Source organism: Oscillibacter valericigenes, assembly GCF_016902445.1.
Taxonomy (GTDB): domain Bacteria; phylum Bacillota; class Clostridia; order Oscillospirales; family Oscillospiraceae; genus Oscillibacter; species Oscillibacter avistercoris.
Genome location: NZ_JACSNX010000005.1, coordinates 30,949 through 47,328, shown reverse-complemented (window position 1 = coordinate 47,328; position 16,380 = coordinate 30,949). Strand labels below are relative to the sequence as shown.

Sequence of the window (16,380 nt, the reverse complement as noted above, 5' to 3'; positions counted from 1 at the left end):
GCTGGAAAGCGGTGCTTTTTCTTGTCCGGAAGGGAACGCATTGTCAGCCGTCCTCCTGGATGGAGCGGCAAGTGGAACGCTCCACAAGGCTGGGCATCAGGATCTGATGGACATAGCCCTGGGTCTCATGCTCGATCTTGTCCAGCAGCATCTCCACCGCCTGGATGGCCATGGCCTTCTTCGGCTGCTCAATGGTGGTGAGCTCGATCCGGGGAAGAGCTGTGGAGGGGATGTTGTCGAACCCGATGAGGGACAGCTGATCGGGGATGCGGATGCCGTGCTCGTCAGCGGCCTTCATGATGCCCAGCGCATTGGAGTCCGTAGAGGCGAAGATCGCCGTGTAGTCGATGGGCTTCTCGAACAGGGCCTTTGCCATCTGATATCCGTTTTCGATGGAAGAGCGGGGAAACTCACTGTGGAGGATCCGCTCCCGGAGACCGAACTTCTGACAGGCACGCTGGTAGCCCTCCGCCCGCAGGCGGTGGGTGGTGGAATCCCGGCAGCCGAAATAGAGGATCTCCCGGTGCCCCAGGCGGTAGAGGTACTCCGTCCCCAGAAAAGTCCCCCGGCTGTTGTCGATGGCCACATAGCTCTGGGGCTGATCCCGCAGGTTTTCACTGAGAAACACAGTGGGGACATCCTCGATATAGGCCGCGATATGCTCGTAGGTGATGGAGTTCTGAGGGACGATCAGGATGCCGTCCACCTGGCGGCCCAGCAGCAGTTTGACCACATTGATCTCCTGCCGCAGATCCGGCCCGGAATCACAGAGCATGATGTTGTATCCGTGGGAGCGGGCACTCATCTCTGCATAATAGGCCAGCTGAGACATGAATTCGTTTTCGATGGCCGGCACCACAAGGCCGATCAGATCCGTTTTCTTTTTGACCATGGACCTGGCCACGTAGTTGCCGGTATAGCCCATCTCCTCACACAGGCGGACGATCCGCTCGCGGGTGGCCTGCCCGATCTGATTGCTTCCGGACAGCGCTCTGGAAACCGTGGCGTAGGAGACTCCCGCGGTTTTGGCGACATCCTTTAAAGTGACCCGTTTCATATGCGCCTTTCCTCTCTGGTGGAATACCCGGTGAAAACGCAAGCGTTTCCGATTCCAAATAAAAGAAGATTATAGCTGTAAGATTTGAATTCTTATATAAGAGAATATCTATTTTTATTCTTTCTGTCAATATATTTCATATGGATTTTACAAAATGTGCACCACAAGCCGCCATTTACAGCCGCCCGCCGGCGGAAGGAGACTCAGAACTGGGCTTGATAGAGCCTGGCATACAGCCCGCCGGCGGCCAGGAGCTCCTGATGCGTCCCGGCCTCCGCCACCCGGCCATCGGACATGACCAGAATCTGATCGGCGTTTCGGACCGTGGCCAGCCGGTGGGCGATGACAAAGCAGGTGCGGCCCTGCCGCAGCCGCTCCAGCGCTGCCCGGATCTGCTCCTCCGTCTCTGTGTCCACGTCGGAGGTGGCCTCGTCCAGGATCACCAGATCCGCCTGGGACAGGAAGCACCGGGCAATGGCCAGCAGCTGCCGCTGCCCCTTGGAGATCCCGGCCCCCTCGTCGGTGAGGACTGTGTCATAGCCCTCCGGAAGGGAGCAGATGAACCGGTGGATGCAGGCGGCTTTGGCGGCCTCGGCGATCTGCTCCCGGGTGGCGCCCGGCGTTCCGTAGGCGATGTTCTCCGCCACAGTCCCGCCGAACAGCCACGTATCCTGCAGCACCATGGCCATCCGGCGCCGCAGGCCGTCCCGGGTGTAGGCGGACAGGGGCAGGCCGTCCAGCAGGATGCTGCCTTCCTGGGGCGTGTAGAACCGCAGGAGCAGCGACACCAGCGTGGTCTTTCCGGACCCGGTGGGACCCACCACGGCGACCATTTTGCCGGCGGGGATCTCTGTGCAGAAGTCCCGCAGTACCGGCTGCCCGGGGATATACTGGAAAGAGATGTGCCGGAAGGACAGGTCTCCCCGCAGATGAGCAGGCTCCCGGGCCTCCGGCCCGTCGGCTGGTTCCGGCGGCTCGTCCAGCAGGTCCAGGATCCGCTCGGCAGCGGCCACAGAGGCCTGCAGATCACCCAGCAGGTCGGCCGCCTCCCGAATGGGGCCGGAGAATTTCCGGGAGTACAGCACAAAGGAGGACAGAGTCCCGAAGGAGAGGCTGCCGCCCAGATACAGCATGGCGCCGAAGACGCTGATGGCTGCCAGGGAGAGGTTGTTGATGAAGTTGACGGAGGGGCCCAGTGCGGCGCTGGCGCAGTCCGCCTCGTAATACGCCTGGGATGCCTGGTCGTTTCGGGCTTCAAACTGGCGCTGGTCCGCTGCCTCCACGCCGTAGGTGCGGATGGCCCGCTGACGGCCGATGCGCTCTTCCGCAAAACCGTTCAGAGCGCCCAGCTCCCGGGACCGCCGGCGGAACAGCGGATGCATCCGTTTCATCTGCACGGAAGTCAGCAGGATGGAGAGGGGGACGGTGACGAAGAACACGACGGACAGCGTGGGGGACAGCCACAGCAGCATGACAAAGGAGCCCGCCACTGTCAGAACGCTGGTGCAGATCTGCAGAAGATCTGTGGAGAGGGAGGTGTTCACCGTGTCCACATCATAGCAGATGCGGCTGATCAGGTCTCCGGAGGGGTGGGTGTCGAAATACTGGACCGGCAGCTCAGTCATCCGCTGGAAGGCGGCCTTCCGCAGATCGTAGGACACCGCCTGGCCGATCTGGATCAGCCGGGATGAGACCAGATAGTTCAGGGCGGCCGCCAGCAGACAGCAGGCGGCCATGCCGCCGCAGCTGCGCAGCACGCCGGAAAAGTCCACATGACCGGCCTTCAGCCCGATGGCGTCCACCGCCCAGCCGGAGAACAGAGGCAGTGCCAGCGTCAGCAGATTGGCCAGCACCAGCAGAAGCGCCGTCAGCAGCAGGGACAGGCCGTGGGGGCGCAGGAAGCGCCACAGCCGCAGCAGGGTGTGTCGTCTGCTCTGCTTCATACCGCCTCGCCTCCCATCTGCAGCTCTGCCATTTTCCGGTAGCGGGGAGCGGACACCAGCAGGTCCTGATGGCGTCCGCTGGCCATGATCCGGCCGTGCTCCAGCACCAGAATGCAGTCCGCATCCCGCACGGAGGCCACGCGCTCCGAGATGATCACCAGGGTGGTCCTGGGGAAGTCCCGGCGCAGCGCCGCCCACAGCCGGGCGGCTGTCTGATAGTCCAGGGCGCTGTCGGCGTTGTCCAACACCAAGATCTCCGGCCGGCCGGCCAGCGCCCGGGCGATCAGCAGCCGCTGCCGCTGGCCGCCGGAGAGGTTGGCGCCCCGCAGCTCCAGAGGGGTGTCCAGCCCCTGGGGGAGGCGGGAGACGAACTCCCGGGCCTGGGCGGTGTCCACGGCGGCCTCTACATCCTGCCGGGGGAGATCCCGCAGAAAGGCGATGTTCTCATAAATGGTCCCGGCGATAAGGCTCTGGCTCTGAAAGGCGACGCCGAACCGGTCCTGCACGGCCCGGGGCGTCTGGCACCGGACGTCCTGCCCGCCTACCCAGACGACGCCGCTGTCTGCGTCGTAGAGCCGCAGGAGCAGGGAGACCAGTGTGGTCTTGCCGCTGCCGGTGGGACCCAGAATGCCCAGCGTCTGCCCTTTCTGCAGGGTGAAGCTCACATCCGCCAGGTCCGGCTCTACCCCGTGGTAGGAGAAGGTGGCCCCCTCCATCCCCAGGAGTTCCGGCCGGCGCGCATCTGCGCCGGAGAGGGACTGGGTCGGAGGTTCTTCCAGGACCTGGCGGATCCGGCGGGCGGAGGCCACGCCCTTGCTGATCCGGACAAAGACCTTGGCGATGCCCAGTGTGGCGCTCTGGATCAGGGCAAAATAGGTCAAAAACGCCACGATCTGTCCGGCGGGCATGGCACCGGCATTCACCTGGACGGCCCCCACCAGCACCACCAGGGTCAGCCCCAGGTTCAGCAGGAGATCGGTGATGGGATTGGTCAGTGCCATCACACGGCCGGCCCGCTCTTCAGCGGCCCTGTCCCGCCGGTTGGCCTGCTCAAACCGGTCCTGTTCCCGCCTCTGGCTGGCCAGAGCTTTGATGACGCGGACACCGGCGGCATTTTCCCGCAGGATGCGGACCACGGTGTCCACGGCGCTTTGGGCCTCTCCGTAAAAGGGGACGCCCCGGCGGGTCACCAGGAAGATGGTCAGGAAGGTCAGCAGGCTGACGCAGAACTGCACCAGCGCCAGGACGGGCTCCAGCAGAAAGGTCAGGGTCAGACCGCCCAGCACCAGCATGGGGGCGCGTACGCCGCCACGCTGGATCTTGTCGAACATCTGATGGATGTTATAGGTGTCGTTGGTCAGCCGGGAGACCAGGGAGGAGGCGGAGTAGCGGTCCGCCCGGGCGCAGGGCAGGTGCTGGATCTGATGGTACAAGTCCCGCCGCAGATCCCGGGTCATCTCCATGGATACCCGTGCCGCCATGCGGTTGGCCAGGATGTTGCCGGCCGCCGCGCCGAAGGCCAGCACCAGCATCAGTCCGCCGGTCCGCCAGATGGCAGGCAGATCCCGGGCCGGGACCAGAACGTCGATGACGTTGGCCAGCAGCAGGGGGAGGATCAGCTCCAGAACGGCGGCGGAAAACTTGATGAGCACGCCGCAGGCGGCCCGCCCGGCATAAGGGCGGAGGTATCCCAGAACTGTTTTCATGCCATCGCCTTCTTTTCGGAGAGAGTCTGGACCGGAGAAAATGTCCCGTCCTCTTGCAGGTTCACACAAAAGCTCCTATACTACAGATAAATCGAACGCGGCCCTGCAGGGCGCGCGGCTGCGGCGGAAGACCGCCGGAAAGGAAGCGAACGGACAGATGAAAAGACCGTTGATCTTGGCCCATCGCGGTTTCAGCGAACAGTACCCGGAGAACAGCCCGCTGGCCTTTCAGATGACCGTGGACCGGACAGAGGCAGACGGCTTTGAAAGCGACGTCCACATGACCCGGGACGGCGTTCCGGTGATCATCCACGACGACACTGTGGACCGCACCACCAATGGCACCGGCTTCGTTCGGGATCATACCTATCAGGAGCTGCTGGAGCTGGACATCGGCGTCTGGAAGTCTCCGGCGTTTGCAGGACAGCACATCTGGACGCTGGATCAGCTGCTGGACTTCTGCCGGGAGACGGACAGGCTGCTGAACCTGGAGCTGAAAAACGACTTCTTTTTCTACGAGGGGCTGGAGCAGCGGGTGATCGATGCGGTGACCAGCCGCCAGATGCAGGAGCAGGTGTTCGTCTCGTCCTTCAACCATCTCTCCATGCAGAGGTTCAAGACGCTCTGCCCGGAGATCCGGACAGGACTCCTGTACGACAAGCCGCTGCTGCACATGGACCGCTATCTGGACGGCTCCAATGCGGACTGCATCCATCCCCGGTACCGGCTCCTCCAGAACCTGCCGGAGCTGACGGATCTGTTTCATGAGCGGGGAATGGAGATCCACACCTGGACGGTCAATGAAGAGGCGGATATGCGGGATATGATCGCCCGCGGTGCGGACGGGATCATCACCAACCGGCCGGACCGGCTCTGCCGCGTGGCAGAGGGCCTCTGCTGCTGAGCAGAGCCGTTTTCAAAGAACAGCACGAGGCTCCCCGGCTCCAGTGAGCCGGGGAGCCTTTGCCAGGCGGACCGCCCGCAGCGGAGGCGGCCGGATCGTGCGGTGTACGTTTATGGATGCGGAGCCAGCCGGGGGTTGATCTCATCCAGCCAGGTGACCAGGTCCCGCAGGTCCCGGACCACCGTGTCCGGCTGGAACACGTCCCGGGACAGTCCCACGTCCTTCTGCTCAGAGAGGAAGGAGCGGATCTGGACTGCCTTGGCAAAGCCCACCTGCTTGGGGCCGATGATGTCCCGGGAGACGGTGTCGCCCACATAGACGCATTCCTCCGGCCGGGCCTGCATCTGCCGCAGGGAGATCCGGAAGATCTCCGGATGGGGCTTGCGGTAGCCGGTGACGCTGGATACGGTCACATCCTCCATGAAGGAACGGATGCCGTACGTCTCCAGCATGTTGAACACATTGTACAGGGAGGCGTTGTTGGAGATGACGCCCAGGCGGTAGCCGCGGTTCTTCAGGGCCTGCAGCATCTCCCGGGCATCGGGGCGCAGCTCCCGGTGGTAAAAGGTCACCTCATAGGTGTTGGCCAGTTCTTCCGTGATGGGCAGCAGCTGCTCCCGGTCAAAGGCGAAGTCCCGCAGATACCAGTCCGGCCAGATCTCCTCCGGCTTTTTCTCCAGCATGTTGCCCTCGCTCCACTGCTTGTAGGCCTTCACTCCGCTGAAGAGCTTCTCCCAGAAGACCTCCTGCGGGCAGCCGGGATCCAGGCCGTGGTCCCGCAGGATCTCCAGGAGCTTCCGGGCGGCCTCCTGCTGGGTCTCTTTGTTGTACCAGATATCCTCCAGGGTCCCGCCCATATCGAATAGGACTGTTGTCAGCATCAGGATTCGCTCCCTTTCCGTACGTTTGTTTTCGTTTGCAGATGGTGTCAGACGGCGCTGTCCCCGTCGTCCCCGTAAAGCAGCATGGCGTCTTCTTCCGGGGAACGCCGGGACGCGGCCGCGGCAGACGGCGGCGCAGCATGAACAGCAGGGCTGCCGGAAGTCCCGGCCGCCTCCCGGATCTCCTCGCGTAGCGTCTTTGGCTGCGGCAGGGGATGGGTCTTTCTCAGCTTGAGGTACAAAGGCCATGCAGCGGCATTGCCCACCAGGGCCGGGGCGAGGCCGTACAGTGTGATCAGCGGCAGCATCATATCACGCCGGCTGTCCTCCATCAGAAATGTGGCCACGTAGAACATGACCAGGACCACCGCCAGCCCCACGAAGCCGAACAGGGCCACGCGCTTATCTTTCAGCAGGAACAGCAGCCCGCAGAGGGCGGTCCCCGCAAGGGAGATGATCAGCGCGTGCGCCACGTTGGTGGCGGCGGGGCTGGACAGCGCCACATGCCGGTACAGCGGCTCTGCCAGCAGGACGTACAGCACGCCGTAGACGCAGAGAAACAGCACGGTGGTGAAAAATCCGGCAATGGCGATGGGGCTCTTCCGCCGGTGGTTCTTATCGACAAACAGACTCATGGGCAGCTCCTTGTATGATAAAGCCGATTGAGATGGGAGGCCGGCGGACGGATATCCGTCCGCCGGCCCTGGAAACGCATCAGGGAGGACAGTCGCGGTGATCAGCCGAGCATCTGCCAGAAGTCACGGACCGTGTTGTAGGTCACGTAGATCTCGTCGGGATCGAAGGGAGACACGTTCAGCTCGGAGTAGGGAGTGGATCCCTCGGCGGGCTCGATGTCGTCCCGGACGGGCCAGCCGCCCAGGGTGTTGAAGGGCTCATAGCCGCTGGTGTCGCCGTCGATGCCGCCCATCATGAAGCGGATCAGCAGCTTGGCGGCGGCGGGATGCTCACAGCCCTCCACCACGTACAGGGTGTTGATGGCGGGGATGCCGGTGGTGGGATACAGATTCACGGGGGCCAGGACCCAGCCGTTGTCCTCGTTCTTGCGCAGCTTGGAGGAGGCAGAGAAGCCCACGGGAGGATCGGACTGACCGGGCGTGCCCACGGCCTCGGCGATCTCGTCAGAGGAGGAGGTATAGATGGGCTCATTGTCGTGCAGGCGCTTCAGGAACTCATAGCCGGCGTTCTCGCAGCCGTCGGAGAGGACCAGGGCTTCGCCGTACAGCTCCTCATAGGCGGCAGCCAGCTGATCGGGCACATCGCCCACGCAGAAGCCGGTGATCCAGGAGCCCCAGGACAGGTTATCCAGCGGATTCTGCATCAGGATCTTGCCCTTCCACTGGGGTTCGGTCAGCTGCCAGATGTTGGTGATGGGAGAGCCGTCGGGATAGGCCTCGGCGTTGTAGAACAGCTGGGTCAGCTCAATGTACAGGGGAGTGGCGGTCTCCGTGTAGCTGGGGTCGATGTGAGAGAAGATGTCGGCGGGCTGATACAGATAGAAGATCTTGTTCTGCACGTATTCGTTGTACAGGGAGCCGTCCTGATCCTTGATGTGGACCACATCCGCCACGTACTGGCCGGCCTCGTGCTCACGGGTGACCTTTTCCAGCAGCTCGTTGGTGGAGATATCGAAGGCGGTGCACTCAATCTCAGGATACTTGGCCGTGAAGGCCTCGGCCACCTTGCCGCAGCGGGAGGAGATGGAGTACAGCGTGACCTCGCCGCCCTCCGCGATGGCCTGCTCATACAGTTCCTCATCCGTCTCGTCTGTGGCATAGATGTTGGCGGTCTCTTCCCACTCTGTCAGACCGCTCTCGCCGGTGTCGCCAGCGGCACCGCCGTCGTCCGTCCCGCCGCCGCAGCCGGTGACGGTGAACAGCATCGTAGCGGCCAGCAGAAGGCTCAATAGCTTCTTGTGCTTCAACATGATTCTTTTCCTCCTTAATCATTCTTCCGCGGGTTCTTATCACAACGGCACAGGCCGTCAGGATACCAGGGAATGGGATTTGCAGATGCAGGAAAGAGATGGCTGTCTCAGCGGCAGTATTTGATCAGGTTCTCGGACTTGGCATCAAAGACGTTGATCTTCCGGGGATCAAAGGAGAGATACACGACTTCGTCGCCGCCGTAGTGGGTGGAGCCCAGTTCCTTTACTGTGATGAGCTTTTCGCCGACCCGCACGGCCACCAGCGTCTCGGAGCCGGCGGGCATGCCGGCGTAGACGTGGGCCTCCACCTGCTCCGGAGACGTCCGCTCCCGGGAGATGGAGATCTGTTCCGGCCGGATGCCCAGGATCAGATCGTACTTGCCGGAGGTGGGGGCGTTGTCCGTCATGTCCTCCTTGGGGAAGATCAGCCTGCCCATGATGCCCTCCGCCACAAGACCTCCGGCGTCGATGGTGCCGGCCGCCTGGATGAAGTTGATGCTGGGGTTGCCGATAAAGTCCGCCGTATACAGGTTGCAGGGGTTGTCATACAGCGCCAGGGGCTTATCCACCTGGACCAGCTCGCCCTCCCGGAACAGGGCGATCTTGGTGGACATGGTCAGGGCCTCCACCTGGTCGTGGGTCACATAGATGATGGTGCTGCCGGTGTCGTGGTGCAGGCGCTTCAGCTCGGACCGCATATCCACCCGGAGCTTGGCGTCCAGGTTGGACAGGGGCTCATCCAGAAGCAGCAGCCGGGGCTCCGACACGATGGCACGGGCGATGGCCACCCGCTGCTGCTGGCCGCCGGAGAGCTCCGTGGGGTACCGCTTGGCGTACTGGCCGATCTGCATCCGGTCCAGGGCGCTGGCCACCATCTTCTCGATCTCCGCGGAGGGGATCTTCTTGATCTTCAGGCCGAAGGACACGTTCTCAAACACCGTCATGTGGGGCCACAGGGCGTAGGACTGGAACACCAGGTTCAAATTCCGCTGGGACGGGGGCGCGTAGTACGCCTCGGCGGCGTTGACGATCTCCTTGCCGTCCATGTAAATGAAGCCGTTCTGGGGCTTTTCCAGGCCGGACACCACACGCAGCGTGGTGGTCTTGCCGCAGCCGGAGGGGCCCAGCAGCGTCATGAAGTCGCCGTCCTCGATGGTCAGGTTCAGGTCTTTCAGCACGTGGTTCTTGCCGTAGAATTTATCGATATGCTTTAATTCGATCTTGCTCATCTTCGTCGTCTCCTCTCAGTTCTCTGTCCGCGTCAGCCTGCCATGCTCTTTGCCAGGTCTGCCTTGCCGGAGAGATTCGCGATCGCGTACACCAGGAACACGATGGCGAACATCACGATCGCCACACAGTTGGATGCCTGGGGCGAGTTGCCGTTTTGATAGGTAAAGGCCAGATACGGCAGCGTGGAGGTGGTGGGGGTCATGATCAGGATGATCAGATCCAGCTCCTTCATGATGGAAACAAAGATCAGCATGAAGCCGGAAATGAAGCCGCCCTTGGACAGGGGGAACACGATCTTGACGAACCGGCGGAAGAAGCCGGCGCCCTCGATGGTGGCCGCCTCCTCCAGCTCGCCGCTGATCTGCAGCATGTTGGAGGTGCCGGCGCGGGCCGCGAAGGGCAGGTGCTTCACCACAGACACCAGCGTCAGCAGGGCGAAGGTCCCGTACAGGGCGGGGACAAGAGTCACGCCGAACAGGGTCTGGGGCTTGGAGAACATGGACAGATAGATGCCGCCGAAGGCCACGGACGGGATCAGATAGGGAATGAACACCAGCTGCTCCACCAGCTTGCCATGGAGCTTGCCGCGGCCCTTGGCCGTGATGTAGCCCAGCAGCTGGCCGAAGATGGTGCCGAACACGCCGTTCACCAGCGTCAGCCGCAGGGAATTCAGCAGGGAGTTGATAAAATCTTCATTCTGAAAGATGCCGGGCATGCCCTCCATGATCTTCGGGTCCGGGTCGCCGATCCAGTAGTGGAGGGTGAAGTTCTCCAGGGAGTAGATGCCCTCTTTCAGCATGCAGCTCTCCAGGATCAGGATGACGATGGGCATGATGATGCCAACGGCGAAGAACGCCAGCAGCACCACGGTGATCACCGGCTTGCCGACTTTCCCCAAACCGATCAGGGTGGAGCGTCCGCCCTTGCCGCCGATGGTGGCGTAGGACTTGCGGGAGCCGATGAGCTTCTGGTTGATGAACACGGCGATGGAGGCGATGATGATCATCAGGATCGCCATGGCAAACGCCGTCTGGGTGTTCTGGGACTTGCTGTTCATGTACAGCTGGCTGGACAGGGTGTAGTACTGCACCGGAGAGCCCAGGTAGTTGATGGTGCCGAAGGTACCGATGGCCTTGGAGAAGGTCAGGATCACCGCGGAGAGGATGGCCGGCAGCACCAGAGGCAGCGTGATCCGGCGGAGGATCATGGCCTTGCCGGCGCCCTGGATCTCACCCATCTCCTCCAGCTCGGAGTTGATGGAGTCCAGTGCCGACGACACCAGCAGATATGTATAGGCGTAATAGTGGAGCGTCAGCACGATGATGATGGCGATGGGGCCGTAGGCCAGCCACTCCGGCACGTCCAGCCCCAGGGATGCCATGAAGCCCGGTGCGCCGCCGAGGCGGGAAGTCTTGAACATGGACAGCCAAGCCTGAGATTTGCACCAGGAAGGGATCATGTAGGGGATGATCACTGCCAGGGAGAAAAACTTCTTGAAGGGCAGATCCGAGCGGACCATCAGCCATGCCAGGATGGATCCCAGCAGGATGGCACACACGGAGACACATACGCCGATGGTCAGGGAGTTGATCAGCGGCTTGATCAGCATGGTCCAGGACAATTCGCTGGCCAGGAGCCGCTGCCAGTAATACAGCGTAAACGTTCCCACGTCATCCATGGTACCGCCCACGGCCCGCAGATCCCGCTGGGCCAGCTCGAAGGTAGTTGTGATCATGTCCAGCAGCGGCAGAACGATCAGATAGACCAACAGGACGATGGCGACCAATACGATGATGTTGTAGGGATTGGTCACCACGGCCTTGATCTGATTCTTCAGCCGCCGGCTTTTTGAATACGTTTGCTCTTGTGGTTTCATCTTCCTCTTGCACCCTCTCTCCTAACTGTTTGCTGTTTACAAATGTTTCGCAAGCGTTTTCGTTTCCTCTTATTACTAAAGATACCCCTCAAAAATGTTTTTGTCAATAATGCTCTTTTAATTTAGAAGAATGAACAAATATTTGTATATTTTTCTGTGAAAAAAGATTAGAGAACTTGCGCATTCTTTACATAAAGCGCCCTGTTCCTGCAAATTTGTTCGCAAACGTTATCCTTTTCGCGCAGAAAAAGCACCATCAATAGAGGGCACCGGCCCCGTCGACCAGAGCGTCATAGGCCAGCTTCACCTTTTCATAGTTCCGGTCCCGGTCCAAGGCGATCCCCCGGCCGACCCCGTCCACGATGCGGCCCGTGCCGATCTCTGCCAGCTGCTGATCCAGCTCCGCCAGCAGAGCGGGGGCGGAGCCGGGCTCTGTGGAGCGGCCGTCGAAGATGATATGGAGATACACGTCCGCCAGTCCCTGCTCCTTCGCCGTCCGGCAGATGGCCAGGGGATAGTCAATGGAGCCGTGGGAGGACTTGCGGCTCAGATACGCCAGCAGATGCAGGGCAGAGCCGTTGCGCTTGGCGTGGTCGATGGCCTGCAGAAAGACCGGATTGTGCTGGAAGCTGCCGTCCCGGATGGCGGCGTCCAGCCGGACGTCGTCCTGGGGGACGCAGCGCCCGGCACCCAGATTGGTGTGGCCGGCCTCGGAGTTGCCGGCCTTTCCGCTGCCCAGGCCCACAAATTCGCCGGAGGCGTGGAGCTGGGACCAGGAGGGGCACTCCGCCAGCAGACGATCCCAGTCCGGCGTATCCGCCAGATGGATGGCGTCGCCGCTGTCGCCGGTCCCCAGGCCCCAGCCGTCGCAGATGATCAGCAGCATCTTTCGGTCAGGTCCCCAGGCATGGCCTTCCGCCAGAGAGCGGCCCGTCATCTCCGGCGGCTGGGGGATGCCCATCACGTCGAGGACTGTGGGGGCTACGTCGCACAGAGAGCCGTCCCGCAGGGAGATCGGCGCCTTCTGCGCCGGATCCAGCAGCAGGAAGGGGACCAGATTGGTGGTGTGGGCGCCGTCCGGCTTGCCGGAGGCGGTGTAGAGCTTTTCGATGTTCCCGTGGTCGGCGGTGATAGCCACCACATAGTTCTGAGCCAGCGCGGCCTTTACCACGGCACCTAGATGGCGGCTCACGTGGCCGCAGGCCTCCAGCTTGGCGGCGGTGTTCTGGGTGTGGCCGATCACGTCGCCGTTGGCGAAGTTGGTGACGATGAAGTCGTACTTCCCCAGCGCCCGGGTCACAGTCTCCGCCACCTGGGGCAGGGACAGCTCCGGCTTTTGGTCGAAGTCGATGCCCTTGGGCGAGGGGATACAGACGTCATCCTCTCCGGGGAAGGGACGATTCTCGCCCCCGTTGAAGAAAAAGGTGACATGTGCGAATTTTTCAGACTCCGCACAGTGGAGCTGGGTCTTTCCGGCCTCTGACAGCACCTGCGCCAGCGGCCGTTCCACATGGGCAGGGGCGAAGGCCACGGGCAGGTCCTTGAACTTGTCGTGATACAGGGTCAGGATAGCGAAGTACAGATCCCGCAGGGACCGCCGTTCCACCGGCGTGAAGTCCGGCTGGGTGAAAAGCTCCGTCAGCTCCACCTCCCGCTCGCCCCGGCGGCAGCAGAAGATGACGGCGTCATGGTCCCGGATGCGGCCCACGGGGACGCCGTGCTCCGTCAGGACCATCGGCTGCAGATGGTAGTCGTCCTGTCCGGCCTCATAGGCCCGCCGGACGGCCTGGGCCAGCTCTGCGCCGCCTCGGTCAGATGCAGACATGAAAGATGCCTCCTCTCAGTTCAGCGCCGGCAGCAGATCCAGCAGCTCCGTGAACTGGGAGATGACTGCGTCCGGACGGTTTTCCTCCGTAAATACCACGGGATGCTTTTTTTCCGGAGAGCGGAAAATGACATTGCAGCCGATCCCGGCCTCCTTGGCGCCGGTGATGTCCCGCTTGATGTTGTCCGCTACGGAGACACATTCGCCGGGCTCCACGCCAAGCTCCCGCAGAGCGATCCGGTAGATCTCCGCGCCGGGCTTGCGGAGATGGCAGACGGAGGACAGGACCACGCTGCTGAAATAGGGATCCAGCCGGTCCTCCTCCAGCCAGTCGGGGACCTCATGCTCGCCGATCAGGTTGGAGACGATGCCCAGCCGGTAGCCCCGGGCGTGCAGGGTCTCGATGACCTCTCTGCCGCCGTCCACCAGCACACGGCGCCCCTTGGCCTGCCGGTACTGGAAGGAGAGCTCGTGACAGACCTGGGAGATGCGGACAGGATCATAGTCCGGCAGCAGCCACCTGCGCCACAGCTCTTCGTCTCCGGACTCCTTGTTTTCCGCCAGCGCCCAGCGGCGGTAGTCCTCATAGCGATCTTCCACCAGCTGATAGAACGCCTCCACATCCAGAGAAGTGCCTGCGATCTCCGCCATTTTCCGGCGGGCATGCCGCATATAGGGCTCATCCTCCAGAGCGATGCGCAGGGTGCCGCCCAGATCAAAGATCACGGCTTTGTAACGGGATTCCGCATTCATAAGGCTCCTCCTTGCTTTTTGATTTCATCAGGGCCGAAAACAGACGCATCGGCAGCGCGGGCCTCAGAAAAGGCCGTGGGTCGGTTTTGACAGATTGTGCAAACGTTTACGATACTTCGTATTTTATGATAGTTTCTTTTTGCCCCATTTGTCAATGCTGGAAATGTCAAAGTTTACGCCAAACTTTTGGCTTTGTGACCAAAAAGCAGGATGGGCCGCGGGCCAGGACAGCGTATTGACATCATGTCAGACGCAGGCGTATAATATCACTTGACATGATGTCAACGAGTGGATGCGAACAGCATCCTGCGGCGGTCGGCTGCGTTCAGAAGAAGGCGGCCGGCACCGGACCGGCCAGGGACTCCGGCCCTCCCAAAGGGGAAGGGCTGCGGCGGCTCCGGACGGAGATCCGCAGAGATTTGGCGGCAGCTGCCGGGATCGGAAGGGGAGCGCGTATGGATCAGGAATTCCAAGCAGTCCTGCGGGAGCATCTGGCACGATATCCGCTGATGCAGCCCCAGGACTGCGCCAAGCTGGCGTATCAGAGCGCACTTGGCCCGGCGCACACCCTGGCGGAGCGGGAGCAGGTCCTGCGGGGCCTGCTGCAGGAGTGGAGCCGGATCCCGGCTGACAGCCGGCCCCGTCCGCCGGAGAAGATCGGCAACGGACTGTGCCGTCTGTATCTGGCGGGAACGGACCATCTGCCCCTGGCGGCGCAGCTGGCAGCGGATCTGCTCTGCATGACGGCGGAGCGGTGCCAGGGCACACCGGCAGATCTGGAAGCGGGGCTGGCGGTGCTGGAGGCGGCGGAGCTGCCTGGCATGGCGGCCTGGCTGGCGGAGTACCGCGGTCAGGGCTGTCCGCCGGTCCATCACTCCGCAGCCTACCGGGAGGCATACCATCCCCATTACCGGGTGATGCGGACGGCATACGGCGGCTGTTTCCCGGCTCTGCTGCAGATCGCGGTCCTGGCCGGGAGAGGTGCTCCGGCGGTGGTGGCCATCGACGGCCGCTGCGGCAGCGGAAAGACCAGCCTGGCAGAGCTGATCCGGCAGCTTATCCCCTGCAACGTGGTCCATATGGACGACTTTTATCTGCCGCCGGACCTGCGGGCGGAGAACTGGACGGAGATTCCCGGCGGGAACATGGACTTTGCCCGCTTCCTGCGGGAGGTCCTGATCCCGGCGGAGGCGGGGGAGCCGGTCTGCTACCGGCCCTTTGACTGCCAGAGCGGGACCCTTGGCGTTCCGGCGGCGCTGCCGCCCCGGAACCTGACGGTGGTAGAGGGCAGCTATTCCCAGCATCCGCTGCTGTCCGCCCGGTATGACCTGAAGCTGTTCCTTACCTGCGGTCCGAAGGTCCAGCGCCGCCGTCTGGAGCGGCGGGAGGGCGGTCACTTCGCCGCCTATGAGAGCCGCTGGATGCCGCTGGAAGAGCGATACTTTCAGCAGTGCGGGCCGGAGAACGGCAGCGACCTGGTGATCGACACCAGCGCCTTTTTCTGATTCAACGCCCACAATGGAATCTCCCGGCCAGAAGGCCGGGCGTCCACTCCAATGACCCATGCAAAAACTCCGGAAAAAAAGCCAGAAGGCTGGTACGGCGCCAGAAGGCGCCGTGACAAGACTTTTTGAGAAGGAGTTATTCCCTATGAAACACAGCAAACAGATTCGTGCCATGGTCCTGTCCGCCATGTTCCTGGCCCTGGGCCTGGTCCTGCCCTTCTTTACCGGACAGATCCCCCAGATCGGCGGGATGCTGCTGCCCATGCACATCCCTGCCTTCCTCTGCGGGCTGATCTGCGGCTGGCAGTTCGGCGTGGTGGTGGGCTTTATCATGCCGCTGCTGCGGATGGTGCTCTTCGGTATGCCGCCGCTGATGACGGCGGTGGCCATGGCCTTTGAGCTGGCTGCCTATGCCGGCATCGCCGGATTTTTGTACAGCCGCTCCCGCTGGCAGTGCGTGGTGGCCCTCTATCGTTCCCTGATCGCCGCCATGATCGGGGGACGGCTGGTCTGGGCCACCGTGCGGGTGGTGATGACCGGCGTGGCCAGCGTGCCCTTCACCTGGCAGATCTTCCTGACGGAGGCGCTGGTGAACGCCATTCCCGGCATCATTCTGCAGTTGATCTTCATCCCCGCGCTGATGGTGGCGCTGGACCGCACCGGCATGGTGCACTTCCGCCGGGAGCGGGCGGAGGTCCGGGCCGCCGGAAAGTGAACAGGACCCAGATCCGTATCACAGCAGGTGCCCCGCCGGC

General features: G+C 62.4%; 13 protein-coding genes. 3 read left to right on the top strand and 10 right to left on the bottom strand.

Going from position 1 to position 16,380, the window contains the following annotated elements; all coding sequences use genetic code 11:
• Positions 1–43: 43 nt before the first annotated feature.
• The 3 genes from H9X91_RS05605 to H9X91_RS05595 all read right to left on the bottom strand — a co-directional run bounded on the left by H9X91_RS05605 (position 44) and on the right by H9X91_RS05595 (position 4,706).
• Entirely contained in the window at positions 44–1,057 is a 1,014-nt protein-coding gene (locus H9X91_RS05605) for a LacI family DNA-binding transcriptional regulator (RefSeq protein WP_204803399.1), read from the bottom strand.
• Positions 1,058–1,260: 203 nt separating this feature from the next.
• Positions 1,261–3,000, bottom strand: a complete 1,740-nt coding sequence (locus H9X91_RS05600; protein ID WP_204803398.1) for an ABC transporter ATP-binding protein — start codon at positions 2,998–3,000, stop codon at positions 1,261–1,263.
• Positions 2,997–4,706, bottom strand: a complete 1,710-nt coding sequence (locus H9X91_RS05595; protein WP_204803397.1) for an ABC transporter ATP-binding protein — start codon at positions 4,704–4,706, stop codon at positions 2,997–2,999. The genes H9X91_RS05600 and H9X91_RS05595 overlap by 4 nt, the downstream gene beginning before the upstream one ends.
• A gap of 157 nt (positions 4,707–4,863) precedes the next feature.
• On the opposite strand from H9X91_RS05595, the gene H9X91_RS05590 reads away from it, so the two are divergent.
• A complete protein-coding gene (locus tag H9X91_RS05590) occupies positions 4,864–5,610 on the top strand; it encodes a glycerophosphodiester phosphodiesterase (RefSeq protein WP_204803396.1) in 747 nt (248 codons plus the stop codon).
• 110 nt (positions 5,611–5,720) lie between these two features.
• Here H9X91_RS05590 and H9X91_RS05585 read toward each other — a convergent pair whose 3' ends face one another.
• From H9X91_RS05585 to H9X91_RS05555, 7 genes are all read right to left on the bottom strand, one after another.
• Positions 5,721–6,491: an HAD family hydrolase gene (locus tag H9X91_RS05585; RefSeq protein WP_204803395.1), complete on the bottom strand. Its 771-nt coding sequence runs from the start codon at positions 6,489–6,491 to the stop codon at positions 5,721–5,723.
• Positions 6,492–6,538: 47 nt separating this feature from the next.
• Positions 6,539–7,126, bottom strand: coding sequence for a hypothetical protein (locus tag H9X91_RS05580; RefSeq protein ID WP_204803394.1), 588 nt, complete (start codon positions 7,124–7,126; stop codon positions 6,539–6,541).
• A gap of 101 nt (positions 7,127–7,227) precedes the next feature.
• A complete protein-coding gene (locus tag H9X91_RS05575; protein ID WP_204803392.1) occupies positions 7,228–8,436 on the bottom strand; it encodes an ABC transporter substrate-binding protein in 1,209 nt (402 codons plus the stop codon).
• A gap of 107 nt (positions 8,437–8,543) precedes the next feature.
• Complete coding sequence (locus H9X91_RS05570; RefSeq protein WP_204803390.1) at positions 8,544–9,665, bottom strand: ABC transporter ATP-binding protein; 1,122 nt, start codon at positions 9,663–9,665, stop codon at positions 8,544–8,546.
• 32 nt (positions 9,666–9,697) lie between these two features.
• Positions 9,698–11,542, bottom strand: coding sequence for an ABC transporter permease (locus H9X91_RS05565; protein ID WP_204803388.1), 1,845 nt, complete (start codon positions 11,540–11,542; stop codon positions 9,698–9,700).
• Positions 11,543–11,798: 256 nt separating this feature from the next.
• Entirely contained in the window at positions 11,799–13,367 is a 1,569-nt protein-coding gene (locus H9X91_RS05560; protein ID WP_204803386.1) for a sulfatase-like hydrolase/transferase, read from the bottom strand.
• 15 nt (positions 13,368–13,382) lie between these two features.
• On the bottom strand, positions 13,383–14,120 hold the full coding sequence (locus H9X91_RS05555; protein ID WP_204803384.1) for an HAD family hydrolase: 738 nt from the start codon (positions 14,118–14,120) through the stop codon (positions 13,383–13,385).
• A 455-nt stretch (positions 14,121–14,575) separates the two neighbouring features.
• On the opposite strand from H9X91_RS05555, the gene H9X91_RS14325 reads away from it, so the two are divergent.
• Together H9X91_RS14325 and H9X91_RS05545 are read left to right on the top strand one after the other, a co-directional pair.
• On the top strand, positions 14,576–15,625 hold the full coding sequence (locus H9X91_RS14325; protein ID WP_243414442.1) for a uridine kinase family protein: 1,050 nt from the start codon (positions 14,576–14,578) through the stop codon (positions 15,623–15,625).
• Positions 15,626–15,770: 145 nt separating this feature from the next.
• Positions 15,771–16,340: an ECF transporter S component gene (locus tag H9X91_RS05545; protein ID WP_204803382.1), complete on the top strand. Its 570-nt coding sequence runs from the start codon at positions 15,771–15,773 to the stop codon at positions 16,338–16,340.
• Positions 16,341–16,380 lie beyond the last annotated feature (40 nt).

Excerpts from the sequence above, each read along its gene's own strand:
- H9X91_RS05605 (WP_204803399.1), bottom strand. The coding sequence starts at position 1,057 with ATGAAACGGGTCACTTTAAAGGATGTCGCCAAAACCGCGGGAGTCTCC.
- H9X91_RS05600 (WP_204803398.1), bottom strand. The coding sequence starts at position 3,000 with ATGAAGCAGAGCAGACGACACACCCTGCTGCGGCTGTGGCGCTTCCTG.
- H9X91_RS05595 (WP_204803397.1), bottom strand. The coding sequence starts at position 4,706 with ATGAAAACAGTTCTGGGATACCTCCGCCCTTATGCCGGGCGGGCCGCC.
- H9X91_RS05590 (WP_204803396.1), top strand. The coding sequence starts at position 4,864 with ATGAAAAGACCGTTGATCTTGGCCCATCGCGGTTTCAGCGAACAGTAC.
- H9X91_RS05585 (WP_204803395.1), bottom strand. The coding sequence starts at position 6,491 with ATGCTGACAACAGTCCTATTCGATATGGGCGGGACCCTGGAGGATATC.
- H9X91_RS05580 (WP_204803394.1), bottom strand. The coding sequence starts at position 7,126 with ATGAGTCTGTTTGTCGATAAGAACCACCGGCGGAAGAGCCCCATCGCC.
- H9X91_RS05575 (WP_204803392.1), bottom strand. The coding sequence starts at position 8,436 with ATGTTGAAGCACAAGAAGCTATTGAGCCTTCTGCTGGCCGCTACGATG.
- H9X91_RS05570 (WP_204803390.1), bottom strand. The coding sequence starts at position 9,665 with ATGAGCAAGATCGAATTAAAGCATATCGATAAATTCTACGGCAAGAAC.
- H9X91_RS05565 (WP_204803388.1), bottom strand. The coding sequence starts at position 11,542 with ATGAAACCACAAGAGCAAACGTATTCAAAAAGCCGGCGGCTGAAGAAT.
- H9X91_RS05560 (WP_204803386.1), bottom strand. The coding sequence starts at position 13,367 with ATGTCTGCATCTGACCGAGGCGGCGCAGAGCTGGCCCAGGCCGTCCGG.
- H9X91_RS05555 (WP_204803384.1), bottom strand. The coding sequence starts at position 14,120 with ATGAATGCGGAATCCCGTTACAAAGCCGTGATCTTTGATCTGGGCGGC.
- H9X91_RS14325 (WP_243414442.1), top strand. The coding sequence starts at position 14,576 with ATGGATCAGGAATTCCAAGCAGTCCTGCGGGAGCATCTGGCACGATAT.
- H9X91_RS05545 (WP_204803382.1), top strand. The coding sequence starts at position 15,771 with ATGAAACACAGCAAACAGATTCGTGCCATGGTCCTGTCCGCCATGTTC.